General features: G+C 58.8%; 21 protein-coding genes. 8 read left to right on the top strand and 13 right to left on the bottom strand.

All coding sequences use genetic code 11. The annotated features are described in order from the left end of the window. Positions 1–124: 124 nt before the first annotated feature. Positions 125–910 (bottom strand): bestrophin-like domain, encoded by a 786-nt coding sequence (locus JAO77_RS11735; protein WP_213019383.1) that lies wholly within the window; start codon positions 908–910, stop codon positions 125–127. A gap of 203 nt (positions 911–1,113) precedes the next feature. Next, a complete protein-coding gene (gene uvrA / locus JAO77_RS11730) occupies positions 1,114–3,984 on the bottom strand; it encodes an excinuclease ABC subunit UvrA (protein WP_198991072.1) in 2,871 nt (956 codons plus the stop codon). A gap of 428 nt (positions 3,985–4,412) precedes the next feature. On the opposite strand from uvrA, the gene JAO77_RS11725 reads away from it, so the two are divergent. The 3 genes from JAO77_RS11725 to JAO77_RS11715 all read left to right on the top strand — a co-directional run bounded on the left by JAO77_RS11725 (position 4,413) and on the right by JAO77_RS11715 (position 6,312). Then, entirely contained in the window at positions 4,413–4,805 is a 393-nt protein-coding gene (locus JAO77_RS11725; protein WP_198990568.1) for a hypothetical protein, read from the top strand. 89 nt (positions 4,806–4,894) lie between these two features. Then, positions 4,895–5,299 (top strand): hypothetical protein, encoded by a 405-nt coding sequence (locus tag JAO77_RS11720; RefSeq protein WP_198990567.1) that lies wholly within the window; start codon positions 4,895–4,897, stop codon positions 5,297–5,299. A 197-nt stretch (positions 5,300–5,496) separates the two neighbouring features. After that, positions 5,497–6,312: a hypothetical protein gene (locus JAO77_RS11715; RefSeq protein WP_198990566.1), complete on the top strand. Its 816-nt coding sequence runs from the start codon at positions 5,497–5,499 to the stop codon at positions 6,310–6,312. Positions 6,313–6,375: 63 nt separating this feature from the next. Here the strand turns inward: JAO77_RS11715 and JAO77_RS11710 are convergent, their stop codons facing one another. Together JAO77_RS11710 and asnS are read right to left on the bottom strand one after the other, a co-directional pair. Next, the gene (locus tag JAO77_RS11710; RefSeq protein ID WP_198990565.1) at positions 6,376–7,998 is read right to left on the bottom strand and encodes an FAD-dependent oxidoreductase; all 1,623 of its coding nucleotides are present in this window, start codon (positions 7,996–7,998) and stop codon (positions 6,376–6,378) included. A 121-nt stretch (positions 7,999–8,119) separates the two neighbouring features. Further along, positions 8,120–9,523, bottom strand: coding sequence for an asparagine--tRNA ligase (asnS, locus tag JAO77_RS11705; RefSeq protein ID WP_198990564.1), 1,404 nt, complete (start codon positions 9,521–9,523; stop codon positions 8,120–8,122). Between the two features lie 188 nt (positions 9,524–9,711). Here asnS and rpoN point away from each other — a divergent pair, with 188 nt between their 5' ends. Continuing rightward, entirely contained in the window at positions 9,712–11,316 is a 1,605-nt protein-coding gene (gene rpoN, locus JAO77_RS11700; RefSeq protein WP_198990563.1) for an RNA polymerase factor sigma-54, read from the top strand. Positions 11,317–11,402: 86 nt separating this feature from the next. Then, complete coding sequence (locus JAO77_RS11695) at positions 11,403–12,047, top strand: NAD-dependent epimerase/dehydratase family protein (RefSeq protein ID WP_198990562.1); 645 nt, start codon at positions 11,403–11,405, stop codon at positions 12,045–12,047. 19 nt (positions 12,048–12,066) lie between these two features. Here JAO77_RS11695 and JAO77_RS11690 read toward each other — a convergent pair whose 3' ends face one another. Continuing rightward, complete coding sequence (locus tag JAO77_RS11690; protein ID WP_198990561.1) at positions 12,067–13,620, bottom strand: hypothetical protein; 1,554 nt, start codon at positions 13,618–13,620, stop codon at positions 12,067–12,069. Between the two features lie 123 nt (positions 13,621–13,743). Between JAO77_RS11690 and JAO77_RS11685 the strand changes: the two genes are divergently transcribed. Beyond that, on the top strand, positions 13,744–14,010 hold the full coding sequence (locus JAO77_RS11685; protein ID WP_198990560.1) for a CsbD family protein: 267 nt from the start codon (positions 13,744–13,746) through the stop codon (positions 14,008–14,010). A 115-nt stretch (positions 14,011–14,125) separates the two neighbouring features. On the opposite strand, the gene JAO77_RS11680 is transcribed toward JAO77_RS11685, so the two are convergent. Beyond that, the gene (locus tag JAO77_RS11680; RefSeq protein ID WP_370550155.1) at positions 14,126–15,034 is read right to left on the bottom strand and encodes a histone deacetylase family protein; all 909 of its coding nucleotides are present in this window, start codon (positions 15,032–15,034) and stop codon (positions 14,126–14,128) included. A gap of 212 nt (positions 15,035–15,246) precedes the next feature. Here JAO77_RS11680 and JAO77_RS11675 point away from each other — a divergent pair, with 212 nt between their 5' ends. Beyond that, the gene (locus JAO77_RS11675) at positions 15,247–15,501 is read left to right on the top strand and encodes a hypothetical protein (protein WP_198990559.1); all 255 of its coding nucleotides are present in this window, start codon (positions 15,247–15,249) and stop codon (positions 15,499–15,501) included. Here the strand turns inward: JAO77_RS11675 and JAO77_RS11670 are convergent. Continuing rightward, a complete protein-coding gene (locus JAO77_RS11670; RefSeq protein ID WP_198990558.1) occupies positions 15,479–16,261 on the bottom strand; it encodes a TIGR00266 family protein in 783 nt (260 codons plus the stop codon). The two genes, JAO77_RS11675 and JAO77_RS11670, sit on opposite strands and share 23 nt — an antisense overlap. A gap of 129 nt (positions 16,262–16,390) precedes the next feature. Here JAO77_RS11670 and JAO77_RS11665 point away from each other — a divergent pair, with 129 nt between their 5' ends. After that, on the top strand, positions 16,391–16,855 hold the full coding sequence (locus JAO77_RS11665) for a toxin-antitoxin system YwqK family antitoxin (protein WP_198990557.1): 465 nt from the start codon (positions 16,391–16,393) through the stop codon (positions 16,853–16,855). Between the two features lie 40 nt (positions 16,856–16,895). Here the strand turns inward: JAO77_RS11665 and JAO77_RS11660 are convergent, their stop codons facing one another. The 6 genes from JAO77_RS11660 to JAO77_RS11635 all read right to left on the bottom strand — a co-directional run bounded on the left by JAO77_RS11660 (position 16,896) and on the right by JAO77_RS11635 (position 23,915). Then, entirely contained in the window at positions 16,896–17,306 is a 411-nt protein-coding gene (locus tag JAO77_RS11660; protein ID WP_198990556.1) for a hypothetical protein, read from the bottom strand. A 107-nt stretch (positions 17,307–17,413) separates the two neighbouring features. Next, positions 17,414–18,961 carry a glutamate--tRNA ligase gene (gene gltX / locus JAO77_RS11655; RefSeq protein WP_198990555.1) on the bottom strand — a complete coding sequence of 516 codons (1,548 nt, stop codon included), beginning with the start codon at positions 18,959–18,961 and terminating at the stop codon, positions 17,414–17,416. A 99-nt stretch (positions 18,962–19,060) separates the two neighbouring features. After that, positions 19,061–19,444 (bottom strand): Rid family detoxifying hydrolase, encoded by a 384-nt coding sequence (locus JAO77_RS11650; protein ID WP_198990554.1) that lies wholly within the window; start codon positions 19,442–19,444, stop codon positions 19,061–19,063. 70 nt (positions 19,445–19,514) lie between these two features. Next, positions 19,515–20,963: a DUF6056 family protein gene (locus JAO77_RS24125; protein WP_235998388.1), complete on the bottom strand. Its 1,449-nt coding sequence runs from the start codon at positions 20,961–20,963 to the stop codon at positions 19,515–19,517. A 91-nt stretch (positions 20,964–21,054) separates the two neighbouring features. Beyond that, positions 21,055–22,890, bottom strand: coding sequence for a glutamine--fructose-6-phosphate transaminase (isomerizing) (glmS, locus tag JAO77_RS11640; RefSeq protein ID WP_198990552.1), 1,836 nt, complete (start codon positions 22,888–22,890; stop codon positions 21,055–21,057). Positions 22,891–23,102: 212 nt separating this feature from the next. Next, positions 23,103–23,915: a glycogen/starch synthase gene (locus JAO77_RS11635; protein ID WP_198990551.1), complete on the bottom strand. Its 813-nt coding sequence runs from the start codon at positions 23,913–23,915 to the stop codon at positions 23,103–23,105. Positions 23,916–23,946 lie beyond the last annotated feature (31 nt).

Raw genomic sequence — 23,946 nt, 5'->3', positions numbered from 1 at the left:
GCTACTGGCTTAGTGTCAGGCTATTCTCAACGTGTGAAGGCCCATGTGTTGTACGCGCCTACTAGTTTTTAGCTACTAAGAAGCTAGCGTGGCACACTGGCTCTCGGACCCGATAGCCACCCACTTAATAAGTTACCATTTCGTAGAGCACAGACTCGAAGGCGCTGGCATCTACGCTGAAACCACCCCGAAACGGATTGTCTATAGCCGCTGTCAGAAACAGCAGCGACCCTAGCAACACGGCAATTAGGCAGGTGAGGGCTACCTGATGCGTACTATCAACTGCCACAAAAAACCAAGAAATAGCCACGTTGATGACGGCTCCAATAATGAGTACCCACCACAGCAGATTGGGCAGGTTGTCCTGGTCGCCACGCAGCCGCAGGCGGTGGGCTAGCAGCAATTCATTCAGCTGGTTGATAGCCTGTTGGTGCACTACCTGCAAGCGCGCATCGGGCGGCACAAAGGCGAAGAAATCGTTCTTAAATGTGCGCAGCCTGGTACTGCTTGCCTGCGGCACTTGGCCCCGGTGGTGCGCCGGCCAGTCTTGGTGAATCACCGACTGCACGTAGGCCTTCAGTTCCTGCTGGTAAAGCTGCCGGGCGGCCGGTGGGTACGTAGCTAGGTCATTATAAATGGCCGCCGTGATGGTAGCCTCGGTATCGACCTGCCCTGATAGGGTTTGAAAATTGCTCCACACCCCAGCCGCGACCAGCCCGAGCAAGATGCCATAGATAACGCCCGAAACGCTTAGAAAGTAGCTAACCAAGTCGTTGTGCTCGGCCGTATCGCTCACGTGGGCCTTGACCCAGGGCCGCAACAGAAATAGGCCCGCTAGGGAGAACAGCAGCGTAGCACTGCAGCAGCTAGCCCAAAACAACCAGTTGGGTACGTAGTAAATCCAATCCACCGGAAAAAAGAGGTAACTCAGTAGGAGCCAATACCGGGCGAAGGTAAGCTCCTGAGTGGGCGAGGCCCGAACCCAGAGCGACGGCCACTTGCGCATCAAGCGGCTAGCCCTATGAGAAGGGTGCCGCCGCCCGGCCGCCATCTAGCGCACCTAGGCTAGAACGACGGCCGGGCAGCGGCACCCTTCTTACTGATACGCAAATGCTAGGCGTACACGCTCGTTTTCAACTCCTCGGCCAGGAAGCGGCCGGTGTGGCCTTTGCCAGCTTTGGCCACCTGCTCGGGCGTGCCTTGGGCCACGATGGTGCCACCGCCCGCCCCACCCTCGGGGCCGATGTCGATAACGTGGTCGGCTACCTTGATGAGGTCCAAGTTGTGCTCGATGATGAGGACGGTATTGCCCTTGTCAGCGAGCTTATGCAGCACGTCGGCTAGGTGGCGGATGTCCTCGAAGTGCAGGCCGGTGGTCGGCTCGTCGAGGATGTAGAAGGTTTTGCCGGTGTCCTTTTTGCTGAGCTCGGTAGCCAGCTTCACGCGCTGGGCTTCGCCGCCCGAAAGCGTGGTGGCCTGCTGCCCTAGGGTCAGGTAGCCCAGGCCCACGTCGGCCAAGGTCTTGATTTTGCGCAGAATACGCGGTTGGAACTCGAAGAAGTCCACGGCCTTTTCCACCGTCATGTCGAGCACGTCGGTGATGCTCTTGCCTTTGAAGCGCACTTCCAGCGTTTCGCGGTTGTAGCGGCGGCCTTTGCAGGTTTCGCAGGGCACGTGCACGTCGGGCAGGAAGTTCATCTCGATGGTGCGGATGCCGGCACCCTCGCAGGTTTCGCAGCGCCCGCCCTTTACGTTGAACGAGAAGCGGCCGGGTCCGTAGCCCCGGATTTTGGCCTCCGCCATCTCAGCAAACAGCTGCCGGATTTCGGTAAACACCCCTGTATAGGTCGCTGGGTTCGAGCGCGGTGTGCGGCCGATGGGCGACTGGTCTACCTCAATCACCTTATCAATCAGCTCCAAGCCCTCGATGCTGCCATAAGCCAGCGGCTCGCGGTGGGCGTTGAAGAAGTGCTTGTTAAGAATCGGGTACAGCGTGTCGTGGATGAGCGACGACTTACCCGAACCCGACACGCCCGTAACGGCAATAAGCTTACCTAGGGGAAACTTGGCCGTGACGTTCTTGAGGTTATGCCCTTTGGCACCCTTCAGTATCAAGTGGTTGCCTTCGCCCTCACGCTTTTTCTTGCGCAGCTCAATATTGCGCTGCCCGCTGAGGTACTGCGAGGTAAGCGAACCCGAGTTGAAAATAGCACTCGGCGTACCCTCAGCCACGATGTGGCCGCCGTGGATGCCCGCGCCCGGCCCAATGTCGAGCACGTGGTCGGCATTGAGAATCATGTCCTTGTCGTGCTCCACCACAATCACCGAGTTGCCGATGTCGCGCAGGTGCTGCAAGGCCTTGATGAGGCGCTCGTTGTCGCGCTGGTGCAGGCCAATACTGGGCTCGTCCATGATGTAGAGCACGCCCACGAGCTGGGTACCAATCTGGGTGGCGAGGCGAATGCGTTGGCTTTCGCCGCCGCTGAGCGTGCGCACCGAGCGGTGCAGGCTGAGGTAGTCGAGGCCCACTTCGAGCAAGAAGCCGATGCGCTTGCGAATCTCCTTCAACAGCTCGCGGGCAATGAGGTTCTGGCGCTCGCTCAAGCGGTCCTCCAAGCCCACAAACCAGGCCGAAAGCTCGTTGATGTCGATTACCGACAGCTCACCTATGTGCTTGTCAGCCAGTTTAAAGTGCAGGCTTTCCTTTTTGAGTCGGTAGCCGTCGCACACGGGGCAGGTCTGAGCCTGCGTGTACTGCTGTATCCAGTCGCGGATGCTGTCCGAGTCCGATTCCATCTGCCGGCGCAGGAAGGGAATAATGCCCTCAAACGGCTCGGTGTAGGCGCCTTTGGCATCGTCAGCCTCATCCTGCGTGATGCCGTGCATAAGGCGCTGCAACAGCTCGGCGGGCAGCTTCTCAATGGGCGTATTGAGGCTAACCTTGTGCTTCTTCAGGATGAGTTGAAGCTGCTGAAAAATCCAGATGTCGCGGTACTCCCCTAGGGGCGCGATGCCGCCCCGGCTGATGCTCAGCTTGGGGTCGGGTATTACGGTTTCTTCCGTTATCTGCTGCACCTCACCTAGGCCGGCGCAGTGCGGGCACGCGCCGTAGGGCGAGTTGAAGCTGAACGTATTAGGCGCCGGGTCGTCGTAGGCGATACCCGTTTCGGGGTCCATGAGGAAGCGCGAGAAGAACTGCGGCGCGGCCTTTTTGGCGTCGGGGTCGAGCACCAGCAGGGTGCCTTTGCCGTGGGTCATGGCATTCTGCACCGAGCCCGACAAACGGAACCGGTCCTCTTCCTTCACCACGAGCCGGTCAATCACGATTTCGATATCGTGAATCTTGTAGCGGTCGACCTGCATCTTGGGCGTGATGTCGAGCAGCTCGCCATCCACGCGCACCTTGGTAAAGCCCAGCTTAGCAATCTTCTGAAAGTCTTCGCGGTAGTGACCCTTGCGGCCCTTTACCACCGGCGCCAGCACGATGAGTTTTTTGCCATCGTAGTGCTTCAGGATGTAGTTGATAATCTGGTCATCGCTCTGCCGAATCATCTTCTTGCCCGTGGCGTAGCTGTAGGCCTCGGCCGTGCGCGCATAGAGCAGGCGCAGGAAGTCGTAAATCTCGGTGATGGTGCCCACCGTCGAGCGCGGGTTGCGCGAGGTGGTTTTCTGCTCAATCGAGATTACCGGCGACAGCCCTTCGATTTTATCCACGTTGGGCCGCTCCAGCCCGCCCATAAACGAGCGTGCGTAGGCCGAAAACGTCTCCATGTAGCGCCGCTGGCCTTCGGCATAAATGGTATCGAAAGCCAGCGATGACTTGCCCGAACCCGAAATACCGGTGAATACCACCAGCTTACCGCGCGGAATCTGCACGCTCACGTTCTTGAGGTTGTGCTCGCGGGCGCCGTACACTTCGATGTAGGGCGCCTCGGCGGCGGCACCTAGGAGCTGGCCATCGGCGGGCGGCAGGGTTTCGGGCATCTGGTGCTGCTCGGCCACCGCCCGGCCGGCCGGCGCGGGCTGGCGCCCCACGGGTAGGTCATGGTGCAGGTTGGGCGCTTGAGGAGAAGCAACTTCAACTAGCTCAGCTTCGGTAGCAGCAGTCAGGATTTCGGCCGCGGGAACGGCGGGCTTAGCGGCCTTTTTAGGAGCAGCCTTGGTTTTTTTCGGAGCGGAAGCCACGGGAGCGGTAGCCGTTTTTTTAGCCATGCGGGCAAATCAGAAGAACAAGCGAAGGTACGGGAACGAAGCGGCCAGCGGTGGTAAAAATCAGAATTTTCATCTCCTGCACGGCCGTGAACCAGCTTGTACTAACAAGGTTGACCGGCGAATAGTGCGGGGCTGTTTTCCTTTCTTTACCAGCCCGGCGGCCTAGGGTGGCCGCATTTCTACCTTTTATCACTTAGCATATGCGCGCCCTCCTTCGATTCTCCATTCTATCGAGCGCCCTCCTCAGCGCCTGCTTACTCTCCAGTTCGATTGCCCGTGCCCAGGTAGTTGCGCCGGCCGCCACCACCGCTACGCACGGCTACGATTTTCTGACCATGACTACTTCGGAGGGGGCTAAAGGACTATCCTTTATTTTATTCGCACCAGCCTTTCAAGGCAAAACCGATGTTCCGCTGGAAACAATTAATATGATAGGCACAGAGAAGTATAAGGAACGGCTTCGGCAAAATGCGCAGCTTATCAATGAGCAGCTGAGTGCCCTGACGGTAGCCGGCTGGGAGCTAGCATCGGTTTACCCGACGGCCACCCTCAACAATGGTCGCTGCTACCTCTTTCGCAAAGCCAAAAACTAAGCTGCTGCGTATATCGCCCACCAGCCGCCCAATTAGCGCTTTTTGGCACTGTGCTTGCCTGGTTTCTGCTATCCTATTCTTTCTTCCTCATGACTATTTTTCAAAAAGCCGCCGCGCTAGCCCTATTCAGTGGCCTAGCCTTAGTAGCCGCCCCAGCCCAGGCTCAGGTCAACATCAACATCAATACGGCCCCGCCGGTAGTGGTGGGCGCGCCGGCCGATGCCCAGTACTACTACATTCCGGAAGCTAACGCCTACTACGATGTGCCGGCCCGCCGCTACCTCGTGCAGCGCGATGGCCGCTGGCAGCGCTACGAGCGCCTTGATGGCTACGACCCGCGCAACTTCCACCCGCAGTACATCGCCTACCGCGGCGACTCGCCCTGGCTCTGGAAGGGCAAGGGCCACCCCCACGGCATGCCCCCCGGCCAGGCTAAAAAGCTGTATGGCGGCGGCCCTGGCAAGGGCCACGGCAAAGGACACGGCCGCCACTAGTACTTGTCAGATTAACTCAAAAAGCCTCGCTACCCAGCGAGGCTTTTTTTGGTAGCTACTGGCTAGCCCGCCCATTCGTCGGCACATTGGGCAGGCTAGCCAGTATGCTAGGTGCTTCTGTCGATTGGCCTCAAAACCCGGCACTGTACTTGCGTAGAAGTCAGTGATAATCCACTGTTTCTCTTTCTGCTTTTATCATGAAGTCTCGCCTTCGTTTTCTTGCTTTCGCGCTGGGCATGGGCCTGGCTTTTGCCGCACCTAGGGCCGCCCAGGCGCAAGTGAGCGTGGGGGTCAATATTGGCCTACCGCCCTGGGGGCCAGCCGTGCCGCAGGGCACCCAGTACTACTACATCCCGGAGATTGATGGCTACTACGACATTTACAATGGCGTGTATCTCGTGTTCGATGGCTACCAGTGGGTGCAGCTGCCCTACCTCGATGGCTACGACCCTTATTACTTTCACCCCTACCCCGTAAGCTATGTGGGGCCGCAGCCGTGGCGATACATTGGCTCGTACCGAAGCCGCTACCCGCAGTACGTGGCTGGCTACCGGCGCGGCGGCTGGGGGAACTACGGCCCCTACCACAACAGCCGCGACTACGGCGCGGGCCGCGTGTATGGCTACGACCGCGGCGGCTACGGCGGTCGTAGTGGCTACAACAGCTACGATGGCCGCGGTAACTACAACAGGAACAATAACTACCCTAACCGGGGTGCCTACAGCGGCGCCCAGGCGGGCTTTGACCGGCCACCCGGACGTGATGGGCGCCCCGGCCCTCCCAGTGGTCCGCCTCAGCCGGGCCAGGGCGGCCCTGGCCGCGGCAACTTTAGCAACCAGCCAGATGGCTTTCCCGGCCGGCCAGCTGGTCCTGGACGGGGTGACTTTGGCGGTAACGGTAGGCAGCCAGGTGGCAACCTAGGTGGCCCACCCAGCCCTGGCGGCCGGCCTAGTGGCTTTGATAATGGCCCCAACGGCCAGCCGGGAGGTGGGGGCCGGCGCGGCGGGCGCTAACTAGTTTAAAATGCAAAAGCCGGCCCTTGCTAGCAGCAAGGGCCGGCTTTTGCGTGTAGGTGCTTACAGCCGCTCGGCCCAGTTCATGCCCGGCCGCAGCTCGGCAGGGGTAGGCATACGGCCCAGCCCCAGCAGCTCGGTGATGTAAACCATATCGGTGTCGCGGCCCATGCCAGCTACGGCTACGATGCGACCAGCTTGCACGAAAAAGGCCAGAAAATCTTGCTGGGCTACGTTGCCGTGGTAGATAATCTCGTCCCAGCGCTCGGCGTGGCCGGCGTAGCGTAGGCTCTTACCATACTGCTGCGTCCAGAAAAAGGGCGCGGCAGCGTACGTTTCTTGCTGGCCCAGCATATTGCGCGCTGCTACCTGGCCGTGCTGCTGAGCCACGCGCCAGTGCTCGATGCGGGTGGGTTGGCCGGTGGCCGCCAGCGGAAAGCGGGCGATGTCGCCGGCCGCATACACCCCCGGCGCGGCTTGCAGGCCGGCGCTTACTGCCAGGCCCCCATCCTCTTCAAGGCTAAAGGCATCCTTCAGAAAATCGGTGGCGGGCCGCACACCCACCCCGAGCACCACCACATCTGCCGGCAGGGTTTTGCCCGATTTGAATTGCACGCCTGTTACGTGGCCTTGCTCTCCTAGCAGGGCGCTTACTTCAGCTTCAGCTTCGATATGCACACCTTTTTCCTCGTGCAGTTGCCGGAACATCTGGCCAATTCCGGGACCTAGGACCCGGGCAAAAGGCACTTTTTCCTGGGCAATAACCGTGACGGCCCGGCCCTCAGCAATGAGGCTGCTCGCCGCCTCCATTCCGATAAAGCTGCTGCCAATAATAACAACTTGCTTGGCATCTTTGGTGGCAGCCAGCAGCGCATCAGCATCGGCCTGGGTGCGCAGGGGCAACACACCGGGCAAGTCGTGGCCGAGCAGCTTAGGCAGCCGGTTGGGAGTGCTGCCGGGTGCCAGTAGCAGTTGGTCGTAGAGCAACGGCGGCTGGCCTTCGAGTTGCACTTCGCGCCGCCCTAGGTCCAGGCCAATGGCGCGCGTAGCCTGAAGCCGCTCAATGCGCTGCTGCGCATAAAAATCGGCTTCGCGCAGGGGCAGGGCGGCGGGCTTGGCCTTGCCCGCCAGGTAGGCTTTGCTGAGCTTGGTGCGGTCGTAGGGGGCATGCTCGTCGGCCGACACCAGCACTACTCGCCCCGCGAAGCCTTCACGCCGTAGCGTTTGGGCTGCAAACTCGCCGGCCGCCCCGCCACCCACAATAACGAAGGTGCGCGTATCAGTCACGGCCAGGACCGGCGCGGGTGGCACGCCGCCTACCTCGGCCGTAGGCGTGGCCTCGGGCTTGTCGGTGCTGGCGGGCGGACTAGCTGGCACTTGCACCAAGATGCGGCCCTCGGCCTCGCGCACAGCGTAGGCGGGCAGGTCGTCGAGGGCGGGCGGCTCGCAGAGGTGGCCGCCCTCGACCTTAAAGCAGGCGTGGTGCCAGGGGCAGACGAGCTTGCCATTCAGCACCTTGCCTTTTTCGAGCGGCGCGCCATAGTGCGGGCAGTTGGGGGCAAAGGCGTGCACCCGGCCTTGCTGCCGCGTCAGCAGTACCTGGGGGCCATCGTGGGGGGTAGGAAAGGTTTTGAGCGCGCCTTCGGGCAGGCTGACAGCGTCGGTAAGGTCGATTTCGGGGAGCATAACAGGACAGTAAAGCTGCCGGGTGGCAACGGCAAGGTCGGCGCTGGGGTTGAGCTAAATGCACAAAAAAAGCGACCCTAAGGCCGCTTTTCTGGTTGGTATCGAGCAAACTATTCGCTGCTTAAAACTCTGCGTTCTTCGGGAAGCGCGGGAAGGGAATGACGTCGCGGATGTTGGTCATGCCGGTCACGAACAGCACCAGGCGCTCGAAGCCCAGGCCAAAGCCCGCGTGCGGCGCGGTGCCAAAGCGGCGGGTGTCGAGGTACCACCACAGCTCGTCGGCGGGCACGTGCATCTCGGCCATGCGGCCTTCGAGCTTACCTAGGTCCTCCTCACGCTGCGAGCCACCGATGATTTCGCCGATGCCGGGGAAAAGCACGTCCATAGCGCGCACGGTGCGGCCATCGTCATCGAGCTTCATATAGAAGGCCTTGATTTCCTTAGGATAGTTGGTCAGGATAACCGGCTTCTGGAAGTGCTTCTCTACGAGGTAGCGCTCATGCTCGCTCTGCAGGTCGGTGCCCCAATCCACGGGAAACTCAAATTTCTTCTTAGCTGACTTCAGAATCTCAACCGCCTCGGTGTAGGTCAGGCGCTGGAAGGCGTTGTCGGTCACCGACCGCAGGCGCGCCAGCAGCTCCTTGTCATAGGTGTCGTTGAGGAATTGTAGGTCGGCAGCGCAGTGCTCTAGGGCATACTTTACCAGGCTCTGGAGGAAGTCCTCGGCCAGGTCCATGTTGTCTTGCAGGTCGAAGAACGCCATTTCGGGTTCTATCATCCAGAACTCAGCTAGGTGGCGAGCCGTGTTCGAGTTTTCGGCCCGGAAGGTGGGCCCAAAGGTGTACACCTGCCCTAGGGCCATTGCGGCCAGCTCACCTTCGAGTTGCCCACTCACGGTGAGGTTAGTAGCCTTACCGAAGAAGTCTTCGGAGAAGTCAACCGAGCCATCTTCGGTGCGCGCCGGGTGCTCGGGGGGCAGTGTGGTTACTCGGAACATCTGGCCCGCGCCCTCGGCATCGGAGCCCGTGATGATGGGCGTGTGCACGTAGTAGAACCCATGCCGGTTGAAGTAATCGTGCACGGCAAAGGCCAGCGCGTGCCGGATGCGTAATACCGCCCCGAAGGTGTTGGTGCGGGGGCGCAGGTGAGCAATTTCGCGCAGGTGTTCCAGCGAAGTAGCTTTCTTTTGCAGCGGGTAAGCTTCGGGGTCGGCGGTACCGAGCACTTCTATGTCGGTAGCTTGTATCTCAACGGTTTGACCCTTACCCTGGCTGGCTACCAGCTGGCCGCGCACCGCGATGCACGAGCCGGTAGTTACTTCCTTTAGGCTCTCCTCCGGAAACTTCTCGGCATCGGCCACTACTTGCAGCGTGGCGAGGCACGAGCCGTCGTTGAGGGCGATAAACTGCACATATTTGTTGCCCCGGCGGGTGCGTACCCAGCCCTTCACCAGCACTTCGCGGTTGAGGTCGGTACTCGTGAGCAGGTCTTGAATGCGGGTGCGGCGGAGTTGGTCGGCAGGCATAAGCGGTAATCGAAAGGCAATTGAGCTGGCAAAGGTAAAGCCAGCGCTTGGGCCATTCCCGCGCGGGGCGCTAACCCCAGTCAGAATTTGCTAGTATTAGCCTACGACCAGTTAGTTTGTTCTTCCGTATTTCTATCGCCCACCGTCCGCGCTGGCCCCTTGGCCCATTCCGCTAGTAGCCTTTCCTTATGCAACGCCTTGACCTCAAACAGCTTCTCTCTCAGCGCCTTTCGCCCCAGCAGATTCAGTTCATCAAGCTGCTGCAAATCCCTACGGCAGAGCTCGAAACGCGCATCAAGGAGGAGATGGAGGTGAACCCGGCCCTAGAGGAAGGCGACAGCGACGATGCCGAGCGCGACGACAGCCCCGACGACTCGGCCGACGACAACGACCCTAACGACTCGCTCGACAGCGACGACAACACGCTGGACGAGGACTTCGGCGGTAATGAGGCTTCCGATGACAGCGCCGGCCCCGACGACTACGCCGACGAGCGCCCCGAGCCGTCCGCCGAGCCCGAGGCCCTAGGTATCGACAACGACAACCACGAAATCGACATCAGCGACTACGTTAACGACGACGAGATAGCGGGCTACAAGATGCAGGGCGATGGCCCCGGCGACGAAGAGGAGCGCGAAATGCCCCTGGCCGATACTAGTGGCTCGCTACAAGATTCACTGCTCGACCAGTTGCACTACGCCCAGCTCGATGAGCTAGAACAAAGCATTGGCGAGCAACTCATTGGCTCAATCGACGGCGACGGCTACATCCGGCGCGACCTAGCGGCTATTGCCAACGACTTGGCCTTTAGCCAGAACATCGAAGCCACCGAAACCGAGATTGAGAGCGTGCTGCGCGTTATCCAAACGTTTGACCCGCCCGGCATCGCGGCCCGCGACCTGCCCGAGTGCCTGCTGCTGCAGCTCGAGCGACGCCCGCAGGATGAGGCTACCCAAAACGCCGAGCGCATCCTGACCGACACCTTCGAGGAGTTTACCAAGAAGCACTACCAGCGTATCCAGCAAAAGCTGGACCTAGAAGACGACGAGTTGAAGGAAGCCGTGGCCGTGATTCTGAAGCTAAACCCCAAGCCGGGCGGCAGCGGCCCCGTGAGCGGTGGGCGCGGCAGCGCGGGCGGGGCGCAGTACCTGATGCCCGACTTCATCTTGACCAATGACAACGGCGAGCTAAACCTGACCCTGAACGCTCGCAACGCCCCCGAGCTGCGCGTGAGCCGCGACTACCGCGAGATGCTGCAGACCTACGACAAGGCATCTAAGAAAGACGCTAAGATGAAGGAGGCCGTGAGCTTTGTGAAGCAAAAGCTCGATTCGGCCAAGTGGTTTATCGACGCCATACGGCAGCGCCAAAATACGCTGCTGCGTACCATGTCGGCTATTGTGGAGCGCCAGCGCGAGTTTTTCCTGACCGGCGACGACTCGAAGCTGCGGCCCATGATTCTCAAGGATATTGCCCAGGCCATTGGCATGGACATTTCGACTATTAGCCGGGTGGCCAACTCCAAGTCCATCCAGACCGAGCACGGCATTTATCCGCTCAAATTCTTCTTTTCCGAAGGCATTGCCACCGACTCGGGCGAGGACGCTAGTAGCCGCGAGGTGAAAAGCATTTTGAAGGACCTCATCGGCAATGAGAAAAAAGACCACCCGCTCAGCGACGACAAGCTCGAAAAAATGCTAAATGCTCGCGGCTACAACATTGCCCGCCGCACGGTAGCCAAGTACCGCGAGCAGCTCAACATCCCGGTAGCGCGCCTGCGCAAGGAGTTGTAGCGCTATTTTTTGGGTCCGCGTCAGCTCAGTCAAAACAAAACCCGTGCTCCTGCGTCTTTTGGGAGCACGGGTTTTGTCTTAATTCTATGTCCCAACGGATTATTCTGACTGGCGCCACTGGCATGGTGGGCGAAGGGGTGCTGCTGACGTTGCTCGACCAGCCCGAGGTAGAAACGGTACTTTCTATCAGCCGCCGCCCCAGCGGGCACGCGCACCCCAAGCTGCATGAGCTGCTGGTACCCGATTTTTTCGACCTAGGGGGCATAGGAGAAGAGTTGCGCGGCTACACGGCGTGCTTCTTCTGCGCAGGCGTATCGTCGGTGGGCATGAAGGAGGACGCGTATGCGCGGGTTACGCACGACCTAACGCTGCACCTAGCCCAAACACTGGTGCGACACTCGCCCGCGGCTACGTTTTGCTACATCTCGGGGGCGGGCACCGGCGGCAGCATGAAATGGGCGCAGGTGAAGCGCCGCACTGAAAACGACTTGTTGGCCCTACCCTTTAAGGCGGCCTACATGTTTCGGCCGGGTGGCCTGAAGCCCGTGAAGGGCCAGCGGCACGTGCCCGCAGTATATCGCTGGTTTAGCTGGCTGATTCCGCTGGCGCGGCTGTTCAACTACAGCAGCACTCTGCGCGAGCTGGCTTTAGCACTCCTGCACGCGGCCGAGCACGGCGCCCCTAAGAAGGTGCTGGAAGTAAAAGACATCAACCAGCTGGCCAAGCAATAGCGCGACCGACGAGCCGGCCCTACTGCTCGGCCAGCTGCAGCAGCACGTCGTAATACGGCCGGCCCAGCACCCGTGCTTTCAGCCACGCATAGAAGCTAATTACTTGCAGGTCTTCGCGCTCCTCCGACAAGAAGGCTGGGATGCGCGCCACCCGCGCCGCAAACTCGGGGGTACGGGCCACGGCCGGGTCGGCAATGATTTCGCGCACAAAACCCATAAAGCTCATTACCGCGTGGTAGGGGCCACCTAGGGGCATGGCGGCCGCCTCGGCCGTGGCGGCGGTGGCCGGATACTGCTCGTGCAGGCGGCGCTCTACGGCGCGCAGGCGGGCCAGCGCCTGGTCGGGGTTGCCCAGCTCTAGCTGAATCAGCATCTCGCCTAGGTTATGGTTGAGCACCCATTCTAGCCCGAGGTTCTGCTCGAGCCAGTGGTCGGTGCGGTCGAGGCTGATGAGTGTCTGGTTGGCCTTCTGAAAATTAGCTTCCGCAAAGTAGTGAAAGCTGAGCTGCAGGCGCGCGGTAAGTTGGTCGGCGGGTAGCAGGGGTGGCTGGGCCGCCAGTGCTTCTTCCAAAAGACTGATACTGGCCTTATTCCGTCGCAAAAAAGCGTAGTTGGCCGCCAGCAAAAAGGTGAGGCGCGGCCGCAGCTCGGCAAACTGCCGGCCTGGCGCAGCGGCCAGCGCGGCCAGGCCCTGCTCTAGGTAGGCCACCGACTCGGGAAAGCGCCGCGAGCGATAGAGCGCGTGCGCCAGCATGTACAGCAGCCGCAGCTGGTAGCCGCGGTGGGCTGGCGCAAAGCCGTGGCGGCGCTCCATGAGCCGGTAGCAGCGCTCGATGAAGGGCGCAAACGTGGCAAAGTCGCCCCGCACCAGCATGGCGTGCCGCGTGATGCTCATGAGCCGGCATAGCAGCGAGGGCGAGCGGGCAAAGGCCTCCTGCAAGTCGTACTCGACCAATATGTTGTGCAGAATCTCGTCGGCTGGCACGGCGCCCCGGCCGTGCTGCCGGGCCTGGCGCAGGCGCTGGCGCAGCAGACTGTCGGCAATGGCGGCGCGCTCTTCCTCATCGGCGGCCTTCTTATTGCGGTGGCGGCGCTCAATAATGGCGTCGAGCGGCTCGGCGTAGGGCGAGTTTGCGTACTGAATTTGCAGGTTATACACCGCGTTCAGCGGCTCGTACTGCTCGTTGTCTTGGGCCAGTTTTTCGGCTTTGCGCAGCAGGTTCCAAGCTAGGCGCGGCACGCCCGCCCCAAACAGGTACTGCGCCAGCGTAAGCTGCCCGCGCACCGAGGTAGCAGCCGTAGCATCGTGCTGGCGCTGCCTCAGCAACAGAAAATCAGTCAGATACCGCAGCAGCCGCTTGCGCAAAGCGTAGTACGCCACCGCATTAGGCTCGTCAGGGTATAGCTTCTGGATGAGCGTTTCGGTCTTATACTCCTTGGGGCTGAGCAGCAATTCCAGCAGGCGCAGGTCTTGCCGGCCAGTGGTTTTGCGGCGCTGCCACTGAATAAACCGCTCCAGGTCGCGGCGGTCGTCGGGGGGCAGGGTTTGCAGCGTCAGGCGCAGGTCGTCCATGAGGGGGTGAGCTTAATCAGCCCGAAAGTAAGCTACCTGCTACGTCAGCCAGCGTAACCCGCCAACCCCGCGCAGTTTATCGCCGTACAAGCTCCACAACCCACCCTTTCAACTTTTTCACTCATGGACGTTAACAACAATAACATCGGCGATAACACCGAGCTGCGCGCTCGTGGTAACTGGAACGAAATCAAAGGTGCTGCCAAACAGAAGTGGGGCCAGCTCACCGACGATGACATGACCTACGACGAAGGCAAGCAAGATGAGTGGTTTGGCCGCCTACAAGAAAAGACTGGCCACGCCATTGACGATATCAAAGATTGGTTCTCGAAAACCTTCAGCGGCACGGACAATGACCCCAACCGCCCTTCGAACCAGCGCTATAACTAAGCTTATTTAGCTTCTCCTTTTCTTAAAAAAAGCCCCGCTCCTACCCTTTGGAGCGGGGCTTTTTTTCGTTACAGCTTCCACTACCGTTTCAGGGGCACCTAGGGGCTTTGCAGCACTACCACAGGCTGGCAGCCGCCCGGTAGGTATTGGCGTGGGCCTCTACAATATCGGCAATGCGCTCGGAGTAGCCGCCGCCCATGCACACCACCGTAGGCAGGCCGCGCTGGTGCAGGGCGCTTAGCACCAACTCATCGCGCTGGCGGCAGCCGGCCCGGCTCAGGGCCAAGTGCCCCAGCTTATCGGTGGCTAGCACATCGACGCCGCTGAGGTAAAACACGAAGTCGGGGCGCACCTGCTCGTCGAGCAGGCGCGGCAACGTATCGGCCAGTAGCCCTAGGTACTGGTCGTCGCCGGTGCCGTCGGGCAGGGGCAGGTCGAGGTCCGATAGCTCCTTGCGCCCCGGGAAATTGCGGGCCCCGTGCATCGAAAACGTAAACACCCGCGGTTCGTGCCGAAAGATGGCCGCCGTGCCGTTGCCCTGGTGCACATCAAGGTCGATAATCAAAATCTGGCGCACGCGAGCGGGCTCGTGAGCCAGCAGCCAGTTGGCGGCCACTGCCTGGTCGTTGAGCAGGCAAAAGCCCTCGGGCCGGCCGGCAAAGGCGTGGTGCGTGCCCCCGGCAATGTTGAGGGCCACGCCCGCGCCCGCCAGCACCCGCTGCGCGCACCCAATGGTACCCCCGAGCAGCGTTATTTCGCGCTCGGCCAGGGCCGCACTCCACGGAAAGCCGCTGGCTCGCTCCTCGGGTCGCGTAAGCTGGCCGTGCAGTAGGCGGTGCACATAGTCGGCCTCATGCGTGAGCAGCACATCGGCCAGCGGCGGGGGCGTGGGCACGAAGAAATCACTGGCCGTGGCGGTGCCTTCGTGCAGCAGTTGCTCGGGCAGTAGCTCGTACTTCAGCATCGGGAAGCGGTGGCCCGGCGGCAGGGGCAGGATGTAGTTGGGCGCGAAGGCGATAGTCACAAGCTACCTAGGGAACAACTGAGTGGTAGAACGTGGTTTGAGCTGGGAATAAATAGCAATTTTTCCAGCAAGACTACTTTGTTTGAAAATGTTCAATTTATTTTGCTTATAAGTCGATAACCAGTAATCCGTTGGGCCCATGGCCTCGTACTTTTCTTCGACTAAATTATGACTACACTTCTCCTTCCCACCCGTTTATCATTACTTTATACATGGCATCTTCTCGGTCTATTTCCGACAGGTCGCTGGCTTCTTCTACGGGCCGGCGCTATCGACGCTCTGCATTTAATGGTGCTAAGCAGCTCAGTGCCGCGCAGGCTCCCAACCGTCGCATTTTAGCACTTTTAGCGGTACTTGCCGTTGCCCTCATTGCCTCGGTCGGCGTTATCGTGGGGGTGCACTTACAAAGCGACAACGACCAGTCGGCCGGCTATCCGGCCGCTGCTATTCATCCAGCCAGCCGTTAGTGAGGCTGCCGAGCACACTGCCGCTTTCCTTGCGGGCATTGCCGCCAGTGGGTGCCAGGGCCTGGATGAGCTTCTTAACCGGCATCGACTGAATCCAGACGCGGCCTGTGCCGCGCAGGGTGGCCAGCAGCAGCCCTTCGCCACCGAATATCATCGACTTCAGCCCCCCGGCCCGGGCCACGCTGAAATCGATACCCGGCTCGAACGCCACCACGCAGCCCGTATCGACGCGCAGCAGCTCATTATTGAGGCGCTTCTCGATGATGGTGCCCCCGGCGTGCACAAAGGCTTTGCCATCGCCAGTAAGCTTTTGCAGAATAAACCCTTCGCCCCCGAAGAAGCCAGCCCCCAATTTTTGGTTTAAGTGCAGGCTGATTTTCGTACCCTTTGCGGCGGCTAAAAAGCCATCCTTCTGCACAATAAGGCCGTTGGGCAGTGTCCCTAGGTCGAGCGGAATGATGGTGCCGGGGTAAGGCGCCGAAAAGGCCACCCGGCTTTTGCCGTAGCCGCCGCGGTGCGTAAAGTGTGTCAGAAACAGGCTTTCGCCGGTGATGAGGCGGGTACCCGCCGAAAACAGCTTGCCCAGTAGGCCTTGGTCGGGCTCTGAGCCATCGCCCATCTTGGTCTCGAAGGCAATGGCCTCATCCATGTACACCATCGCGCCAGCCTCGGCAATGACGGTTTCCTGCGGGTCGAGCTCTATTTCGAGCACTTGAATATCGGAGCCAAGAATACGGTAATCTACCTCGTGCGAGCGCATGGTTCAGCTAGGGATTGGGTGAGTGGCAAATGTATACCACAGGCTATATCGCACGAACTGTGTTATACTTACAGGCAACTTCTGTCGTTAGAGATAAAAGCCTAACCCTCACGCCCTCAAACAGCTGCCATGCGCTACCTTTTCCTTGCCCTACTTGGCCTCGCGGCCTCGGCTTGCACTACGGCAGTGCCGGGCCGCCGACACGCCGCTTTCTGGCGCACCAATGGCTACGACCGTCAGGGAGAGCATCAGGGCCGCTGGCGCACCTACTTCGACGAGAAGAATAAGCAAACGCGCTTCACCACGGGGCGCTACCGGCACGGCCGGCCGGTGGGCCACTGGCGCTACTACACGCAACTGGGCACCCTCGACCACGAGGAGCGCTACCGCCGCGACTACAGCGATATCACCTTTTACCACCCCAACGGCCAAGTGTCGCAGAAGGGCCGCGCCCGCGTGGCCGACGAGGGCACCGTGCTGCACTACTTCTGGTTTGGCGAGTGGCGCCGGTTTTCCGAAACCGGCCGGCTGGTCGAGATTAACACCTATGAGAAGGGCCAGCAGGTAGCCAGCCACCCCATTCAGGATATGTAACCTAGGGCAGCGCGCTTGCGCGTAGCTGGCATCTTGTTACTTAGTCAGGGAGCTCGCGCCGGAGTTCGGCGGCCTCGTCGGCGTCGTTACCCACGTCTTTTTTGCGCTTGGCCTCGCGGCTGGTGCGCTTCATAAAGTCTTCGTCGGTTTCTTCGGGCTCGTCGGCAGCACCTTCGGCTATCGGGAACTCGTCTTCCTCGCTGGCCAGGCGGGCGGCTTCGGCGGCGCTTTTGGCCTGGGCTTCTTCGCCGTACTGACCTTCGCGATTCACAATCTTTTTATCGCGCACGTGGCGACCTAGGAATTGGTTTATTTGCTCGATGGAGTAGTTAGAAGTGATTTCTCCCAGCGGATTTACTCCTATTTCGAAGCCTTCCAGCTCCTTATGCACGCGAGCCTTCTTTTCGGGCTCGGGCGCCTTTTGCTTGGGTTTGGTGGGTTTCTTAGCCATTTCTGCAATGAGCGATTAAGAATGAGCAATGCGTAATGGCGGGTAATACGCAAAAAGCCGCGCCCGAGTGTTGGGGCGCGGCTTTTTAGCTATTAAATAAGGCGTAGTTACCCTAGGCGCTCGACGGCGGCGCGCAAGCGCTGGCCCACCTCGCCGGTACCCAGAATGGCCAGGGTCTCGAAAAGGTCGGGGCCAGCCCCGGCGCCAGTTACGGCTACGCGTAAGGCTTGCAGTACCTGACCGGGCTTGAGGCCTTGGGCTGCAGTGGTATCGTTAAAAATATTTTTGAGCACTTCGGCGTTGGCGCTAGGCTCCGAATCGGCGGGCAGGGCTTCGGCGTAGGCGGCCAAGGCAGCCGACACCTGCGGGTTCCACTTCTTGCTGATAACCGACTGGTCGTACTCGGTCGGAGCCTCGAAGAAGTACTTCGCCTCCTGCCAGAAATCCTGCGGAAAGCTCACGCGCTCCTTCATCACGCCCACCACCTGCTCGGCCTTCTCGGGCGAGCACGCAATGCTGTGCTCGGCTAGCTGGTCCAGCAGGTAGGGCGCCAGTTCGGCATTGGGCTTGGCGCGCAGATAGTGCTCATTGAACCACTTGATTTTGGCTTGGTCGAACTTAGCGGGCGACTTACTCACGCGCTCGATGGAGAACGCCTCAATCAGCTCGGGCATCGAGAAAATCTCCTGGCTGGTGCCAGGATTCCACCCTAGGAAAGCCAAGAAATTGACCAGTGCCTCGGGCAGGTAGCCCTCTTCGCGGTAGCCGCGGCTCACGGTAGGCTCGCCTGTTTCGGCGTCGGTACCGCGCCATTCTAGGGCAAACACCGGGAAGCCTAGGCGGTCGCCATCGCGCTTGCTGAGCTTGCCAGTGCCATCGGGCTTAAGTAGCAACGGCAGGTGGGCGAAGTGCGGCATGGTCTTTTCCCAGCCTAGGTAGCGGTACAGCAACACGTGCAGCGGCGCCGAAGGTAGCCACTCCTCACCCCGAATAACGTGGGAGATTTCCATGAGGTGGTCGTCCACGATGTTAGCCAGGTGGTAGGTCGGCATACCGTCCGACTTCATCAGCACCTTGTCGTCGACGGCGCTAGAGTGCACCACTACCCAACCCCGAATAAGGTCCTGGAAGCGGATTTCTTCCTTACGCGGCACCTTGAGGCGAATAACGTAGGGCGCGCCGCCGTCGAGTAGCTGCTTCACCTCATCCTCGGGCAAGGTCAGCGAGTTGCGCATTTGAGTGCGCGTGATGCTGTTGTACTGCGGGTTGGGTACTTTGGCAGCCTGCAGGCGCTCGCGCATGGCGTCTAGCTCCTCGGGCGTGTCGAAGGCGTAGTAGGCGTAGCCGTCGCGAATAAGCTGGTCGGCGTACGCGCGGTACATGGGCTTGCGCTCGCTCTGGCGGTAGGGAGCGTGAGGGCCGCCCACCCACGGGCTTTCGTCGAGCTCGATGCCCACCCATTCCAGGCTTTGGCGAATGTAGTCCTCAGCGCCGGGCACAAACCGGTTTTGGTCGGTGTCCTCGATGCGCAGAATCATGGTGCCGCCCAGCTTGCGGGCCAGCAGGTAGTTGTACAGGGCCGTCCGCACGCCGCCAATGTGCAGCGGGCCAGTAGGCGAAGGGGCAAAACGCACCCGAACAGGTCTTTCACTCATAATGCTACAAAGGTAGGCAATGGGTAATGGGCATAATTGGAGTACTGAGCTTAGTACTATGGCTTCCTTACGCTCAGTATCCCAACTACGCCCATTACATTATGCTACAGCGATGCAGGAAATTTCAACTTCTACATCGCGCGGCAGGCGGCTTACTTCCACCGTTTCGCGCGCCGGCGCGGTGGCTTCGTCGAAGTAAGTGCCATAAATCTGATTGATGGTAGCGAAGTTGCCTAGGTCCTTCACGAAGATGGAGCACTTCACTACATCGGTAAGGGCCAGGCCAGCGGCGGCCAGCACGGCGGTCAGGTTCTTAAGTACCTGGTGCGTCTGGGCGCTTACATCGCCGGTGCCCACAAGCTGCCCAGCGGCATCGAGGGGTATCTGGCCCGACACGTATACCGTGTTACCGGCTTTGATAGCTTGCGAGTAGGGCCCAATGGGCGCCGGGGCCTGGTCGGAGAAAATAATCTGGTGGGGCATGGGAGCTATTAGCACATTAGGTTGGCTCATCAAAGTAACGCATGACACGGCTGGCTATCTCAGCCCGTACCTAGCGAGGCGCGCCTGCCTTTAGCACGTACACCACTGGGCCACCGTAAAACTGCGAGTAAGCCACGTTGCCCCACAGGCGCTCGTCGGCTGAAATATCATAGTAGAAAATAGTGCGTGGCTGCTCGCGCAAAGGGTCAAGGCGCAAGGGAACTATGCTAGGTGCTGCTGCACGCACGAGCGCCACGCGGGCGCGCTGCTGCTGGTCGTAGCGAGCAGCACTGCCGCTCAGCCAGTCGCGGTAGGCCTGCACCACAGAAGAAGTGGCTTGGCCTATTCGCTCATGCTGAAGCGAGTTATTGTGGTCAGTTAAGAAGTAGCACAGTATTCCTACACCCAGGCCATACTGCCAGACTGGGGACCAAGTCTGCTTAGCAACAGGTGCTATGTAGCGACGCGATAAGGCATGTGCCCCCAAGAACCAGCAGAACAAGAAGTAGAAATACAACAGATTCTTTACGCGTAGTGCGGGTCCTATACCAGTTGCTAAGAAGCAAAAAAGCATTGCTGTAAACAACCCGAGCACTAGCACGCTGGGCCACACTGCCCAGTGGTTGGTTAGACGATTAAGAAAGCTACGCCCGGTATGGCGGGCAATAGTTTGGCTTAACGGCCACAATGCGACAGTCAGCAGCAGTAGTAAGCCATTAGCAAGCCAGTTTACCAATATATAACCCGTGCCTAAAATTGCTTGAGTGAGAGCATACCCTATTTTCAACCCTCCGCTGTGTTCACTGGATTGTTGTAGCCGGATAAAATTACCGGGCGCCAGCAGTGTGAGTGCGCAGCCTAATAACCCAGCCCCAATCACCCAATACACTTCCCGGCGTACTGGCCATTTTCCTGTTATCAGGAGCGCTCCTCCCACCAGCGGTATTAGCATAGCCCATATTTCGGAGAAGCCCGGAATTAGAAAACTTAGCACGGCGCTTATTACCCAACCTATTGGGTGTTTACTGGTCGAGGGTGCATTGTATAACCACGCCAATAGCATTAGTAGCCAGCAACTAATAATGAGGGAGATAAGATAGGCCTGCACTCCCGTTAGCCAGAATAATCCCTCAGCTGGCCATGGATACGCACTAAAGCCTACAATAACTAGCACACTGCCAGGCAGCACCCGTTTCGTATTTGCCTGCGTCCCCCATGTAGCGGCTGTAGCAGCCCCGAATAAACCCGAAGCGAATAGTATAAGAAAAATAAAAATCTGGTAGCCATACCACTGAGGATAAGCATCAAACAGTATGAAAACGAAACTAGTCAGAGAGGAAGCGTAACGGCCCGAGTGCTCTAGGTAAGCGCTCCAAACATGCGCCAGCAGGCCGGTAGTGCGCAGATAATTACTTAAAGCGAAATCGTCTAGTGCTGGATGACTATAAAATGCTAATACTGTAAAAGGCAGTACGCATAGGATGGCCAACAGTAAAAGTGCCCCTTCACTCTTTTTCATAATCAATGTCTTACAATGATAAGCCCCCAGCCAAAAGTAGTTTCTGACTACTTCTTGACTGGGGGCCGGTCAACAAAGCTAGCTAAACAGCTTACTCCACCGTCACCGATTTGGCCAGGTTGCGGGGTTGGTCTACGTTGCAGCCGCGCATCACGGCAATGTGGTAGCTCAGCAGTTGCAGTGGCACTACCGATACCAGCGGCATCAGTACTTCCGAGGTATGGGGCACTTCTACCACAAATTCGGCCATAGCCGGAATGGTCGTGTCGCCCTCGGTTACCACCGCAATGATGCGGCCCTTGCGCGCTTTTACTTCCTGAATGTTGCTTACTATCTTCTCGTACGAGCTATCGCGAGTGGCAATAACGACCACCGGCATGTTCTCGTCGATGAGGGCAATGGGACCATGCTTCATTTCGGCAGCCGGGTAACCTTCAGCATGAATGTAGCTGATTTCCTTGAGCTTGAGTGCTCCTTCCAGCGCCACCGGGAAGTTGTAGCCCCGGCCTAGGTACAGGAAGTTGGGTACATCCTTGAAGGTCTCGGAAATCCGCTGAATCTCGGCATCCAGCTTCAGGGCTTGCTCTACCTTGCTCGGAATGTTGTGCAGCTCAGTCATGAGCTCCCGCAGCTTGGTATCGGAGAGCGTGCCGCGGCGCTGGCCAATACACATGGCCAGCAGCGCCAGCACCGTTACCTGCGCCGTGAAGGCCTTGGTCGAAGCCACCCCAATTTCGGGGCCGGCGTGGGTATAGGCACCGGCATCGGTAGCGCGGGCAATGCTGCTACCTACCACGTTGCAGATACCAAAAATGGTAGCCCCTTTGCTCTTAGCCAGCTCCAGGGCAGCAAGTGTATCAGCTGTTTCGCCGCTCTGCGAAATGGCAATTACAATGTCGCGCTCCGAAATAACGGGGTTGCGGTAGCGGAATTCCGAGGCGTACTCAACCTCTACCGGAATGCGGGCCAGGTCCTCAATCAAGTATTCGGCTACCAGGCCAGCGTGCCAGCTCGTGCCGCAGGCCACGATGATAATGCGATGGGCATTGACAAACTTCTGCTCGTAGGCCCGGAAGCCCGCCATGTTCAGGTGGCTGCCACCCAGCTCGAGGCGCCCGCGCATCGAATCGAGAATAGAGCGCGGCTGCTCAAAAATTTCCTTGAGCATGAAGTGCTCGTAGCCGCCTTTCTCAATGCTATCCAGCTCTAATTCGAGGCGCTGAATATAAGGCGTCTGCGCTACGTCCTCTCGCGAGCGAATAGCCAGCTGCCCGTTTTTGATAACGGCTAGCTCATAGTCATTTACGTATACTACCTCGTTGGTGTATTCAATAATAGGAGTAGCATCAGAAGCAACGAAGAATTCGCCTTCCCCGATGCCAATAACCAGCGGCGACCCTTTGCGGGCAGCAATGAGCTGGTCGGGCGCATCCTTGCTCAGCACCACGATGGCATAAGCCCCCACTACCTCGTGCAGGGCCAGGCGCACGGCTTCTTCGAGTGTGCACTCGTTTTGCTTCTGAATTTCCTCGATGAGATTAACAAAAACCTCGGTATCGGTATCAGAATGAAACACATGGCCCTGCTGCTGCAAGTGCGTTTTCAGGGCCGCATAGTTTTCAATAATGCCATTGTGGATGATGGCAATGCGCTCTGAGGTCGAATAGTGCGGGTGAGCATTTACATCGTTGGGCTCGCCGTGGGTAGCCCAGCGAGTGTGGCCCATGCCCACCGTGGCGTGGGTATCCTTGTCACCTAGGAAGTTCTCTAGGTCGGCAACTTTGCCTTTTTTCTTATAAACGCTCAGGGTGCCATTGAGCAGGGCTACGCCCGCCGAGTCATAGCCCCGGTACTCGAGGCGATGCAGTCCTTTGAGAATAATAGGGCAGGCCTCACGATGACCTAAATATGCAACAATGCCGCACATGGCTTATAGGATAAAAATGTGGAAGTAAAATTTCTGTAGCAACTAAATTAGCCCAGTAGAAGCCAGCTTTACCGTGCGGCCCCCGTCTTCGCTAATTACTATTTACAAAGATAGCTTAAACAACAAACCGGCCGTTGGACCGCTTAAAGCGATGCCAACGGCCGGTTGGTAAAAGCAAAGGTACTACAGCTGGGAATATTCCAAGCAGCGCCCTAGCTGGCTAGGTCATTGTAGAGGGCCTGGTAGGACGAAAGCAGGTTTTCGTCGGCGGCTACCTGGCTTAAGTGTTTGCGTGAGGCATACTCCTTAAATAGCCCATTGAGGTTGTCAGAGAAGTCTTCGTCGGAGCGCACCACCGTATCGGCATATTCCATACCCAGCTTCACAAAACCCGAGAAATCGTTCGATTTCAGCTCTTTCAACATGTCGTCGTCGATGTCGAGCATTTTGGCTTTTTCGACCAGATTGCCTTCAAACTTGTCGGAAAACTCGTTGTTGTAGACGGTAAATACAGATTTAGCATCCTTGAAAACCGGGTCTTTTTTGTAGGTGGTCTTTAGGTACAGCGGAATGAGCGAGGTCATCCAGTCGTTGCAGTGCACGATGTCGGGCGACCAACCTAGCTTCTTCACCGTTTCGAGCACACCTTTGCAAAAGAAGATGGCGCGCTCGTCGTTATCGGGGTGAAACTTGTCATTCTTATCCACCAGCGCCGATTTGCGGTGGAAGTAATCTTCGTTATCAATAAAATAAACCTGTAGCTTCGCGGTCGGAATCGAGGCCACTTTAATCACCAGCGGCTTTTCGTCGTCCCCCACGGCAATATTGATGCCCGAGAGGCGTACTACTTCGTGCAGCCGGTTTTTACGTTCGTTGATAATGCCGAAGCGAGGCACAAAAATCCGGATTTCAGCCCCGGTCTCCTGCATCGCGGCCGGCAGGCGGCGCAGTAGCTCAGCCACTTTCGTGGTTTGCAGGAAAGGGTCAATTTCGGTGGCCGCGTACAGGATTCGCAACTTCGACATGATAATTGGGAAAGGATTTAGGAAAAGGCCA

Origin of the sequence: Hymenobacter sp. BT559, assembly GCF_016427535.1 — a bacterium.
In the GTDB taxonomy this organism is placed as follows: domain Bacteria; phylum Bacteroidota; class Bacteroidia; order Cytophagales; family Hymenobacteraceae; genus Hymenobacter.
This window is presented reverse-complemented; position numbering and strand designations above follow the sequence as displayed.

Bases quoted from the DNA above. Each gene is read 5' to 3' on its own strand.
- uvrA (WP_198991072.1), bottom strand. From the start codon at position 3,984: ATGCCCGAAACCCTGCCGCCCGCCGATGGCCAGCTCCTAGGTGCCGCC.
- JAO77_RS11725 (WP_198990568.1), top strand. From the start codon at position 4,413: ATGCGCGCCCTCCTTCGATTCTCCATTCTATCGAGCGCCCTCCTCAGC.
- JAO77_RS11720 (WP_198990567.1), top strand. From the start codon at position 4,895: ATGACTATTTTTCAAAAAGCCGCCGCGCTAGCCCTATTCAGTGGCCTA.
- JAO77_RS11715 (WP_198990566.1), top strand. From the start codon at position 5,497: ATGAAGTCTCGCCTTCGTTTTCTTGCTTTCGCGCTGGGCATGGGCCTG.
- JAO77_RS11710 (WP_198990565.1), bottom strand. From the start codon at position 7,998: ATGCTCCCCGAAATCGACCTTACCGACGCTGTCAGCCTGCCCGAAGGC.
- asnS (WP_198990564.1), bottom strand. From the start codon at position 9,523: ATGCCTGCCGACCAACTCCGCCGCACCCGCATTCAAGACCTGCTCACG.
- rpoN (WP_198990563.1), top strand. From the start codon at position 9,712: ATGCAACGCCTTGACCTCAAACAGCTTCTCTCTCAGCGCCTTTCGCCC.
- JAO77_RS11695 (WP_198990562.1), top strand. From the start codon at position 11,403: ATGTCCCAACGGATTATTCTGACTGGCGCCACTGGCATGGTGGGCGAA.
- JAO77_RS11690 (WP_198990561.1), bottom strand. From the start codon at position 13,620: ATGGACGACCTGCGCCTGACGCTGCAAACCCTGCCCCCCGACGACCGC.
- JAO77_RS11685 (WP_198990560.1), top strand. From the start codon at position 13,744: ATGGACGTTAACAACAATAACATCGGCGATAACACCGAGCTGCGCGCT.
- JAO77_RS11675 (WP_198990559.1), top strand. From the start codon at position 15,247: ATGGCATCTTCTCGGTCTATTTCCGACAGGTCGCTGGCTTCTTCTACG.
- JAO77_RS11670 (WP_198990558.1), bottom strand. From the start codon at position 16,261: ATGCGCTCGCACGAGGTAGATTACCGTATTCTTGGCTCCGATATTCAA.
- JAO77_RS11665 (WP_198990557.1), top strand. From the start codon at position 16,391: ATGCGCTACCTTTTCCTTGCCCTACTTGGCCTCGCGGCCTCGGCTTGC.
- JAO77_RS11660 (WP_198990556.1), bottom strand. From the start codon at position 17,306: ATGGCTAAGAAACCCACCAAACCCAAGCAAAAGGCGCCCGAGCCCGAA.
- gltX (WP_198990555.1), bottom strand. From the start codon at position 18,961: ATGAGTGAAAGACCTGTTCGGGTGCGTTTTGCCCCTTCGCCTACTGGC.
- JAO77_RS11650 (WP_198990554.1), bottom strand. From the start codon at position 19,444: ATGCCCCACCAGATTATTTTCTCCGACCAGGCCCCGGCGCCCATTGGG.
- JAO77_RS24125 (WP_235998388.1), bottom strand. From the start codon at position 20,963: ATGAAAAAGAGTGAAGGGGCACTTTTACTGTTGGCCATCCTATGCGTA.
- glmS (WP_198990552.1), bottom strand. From the start codon at position 22,890: ATGTGCGGCATTGTTGCATATTTAGGTCATCGTGAGGCCTGCCCTATT.
- JAO77_RS11635 (WP_198990551.1), bottom strand. From the start codon at position 23,915: ATGTCGAAGTTGCGAATCCTGTACGCGGCCACCGAAATTGACCCTTTC.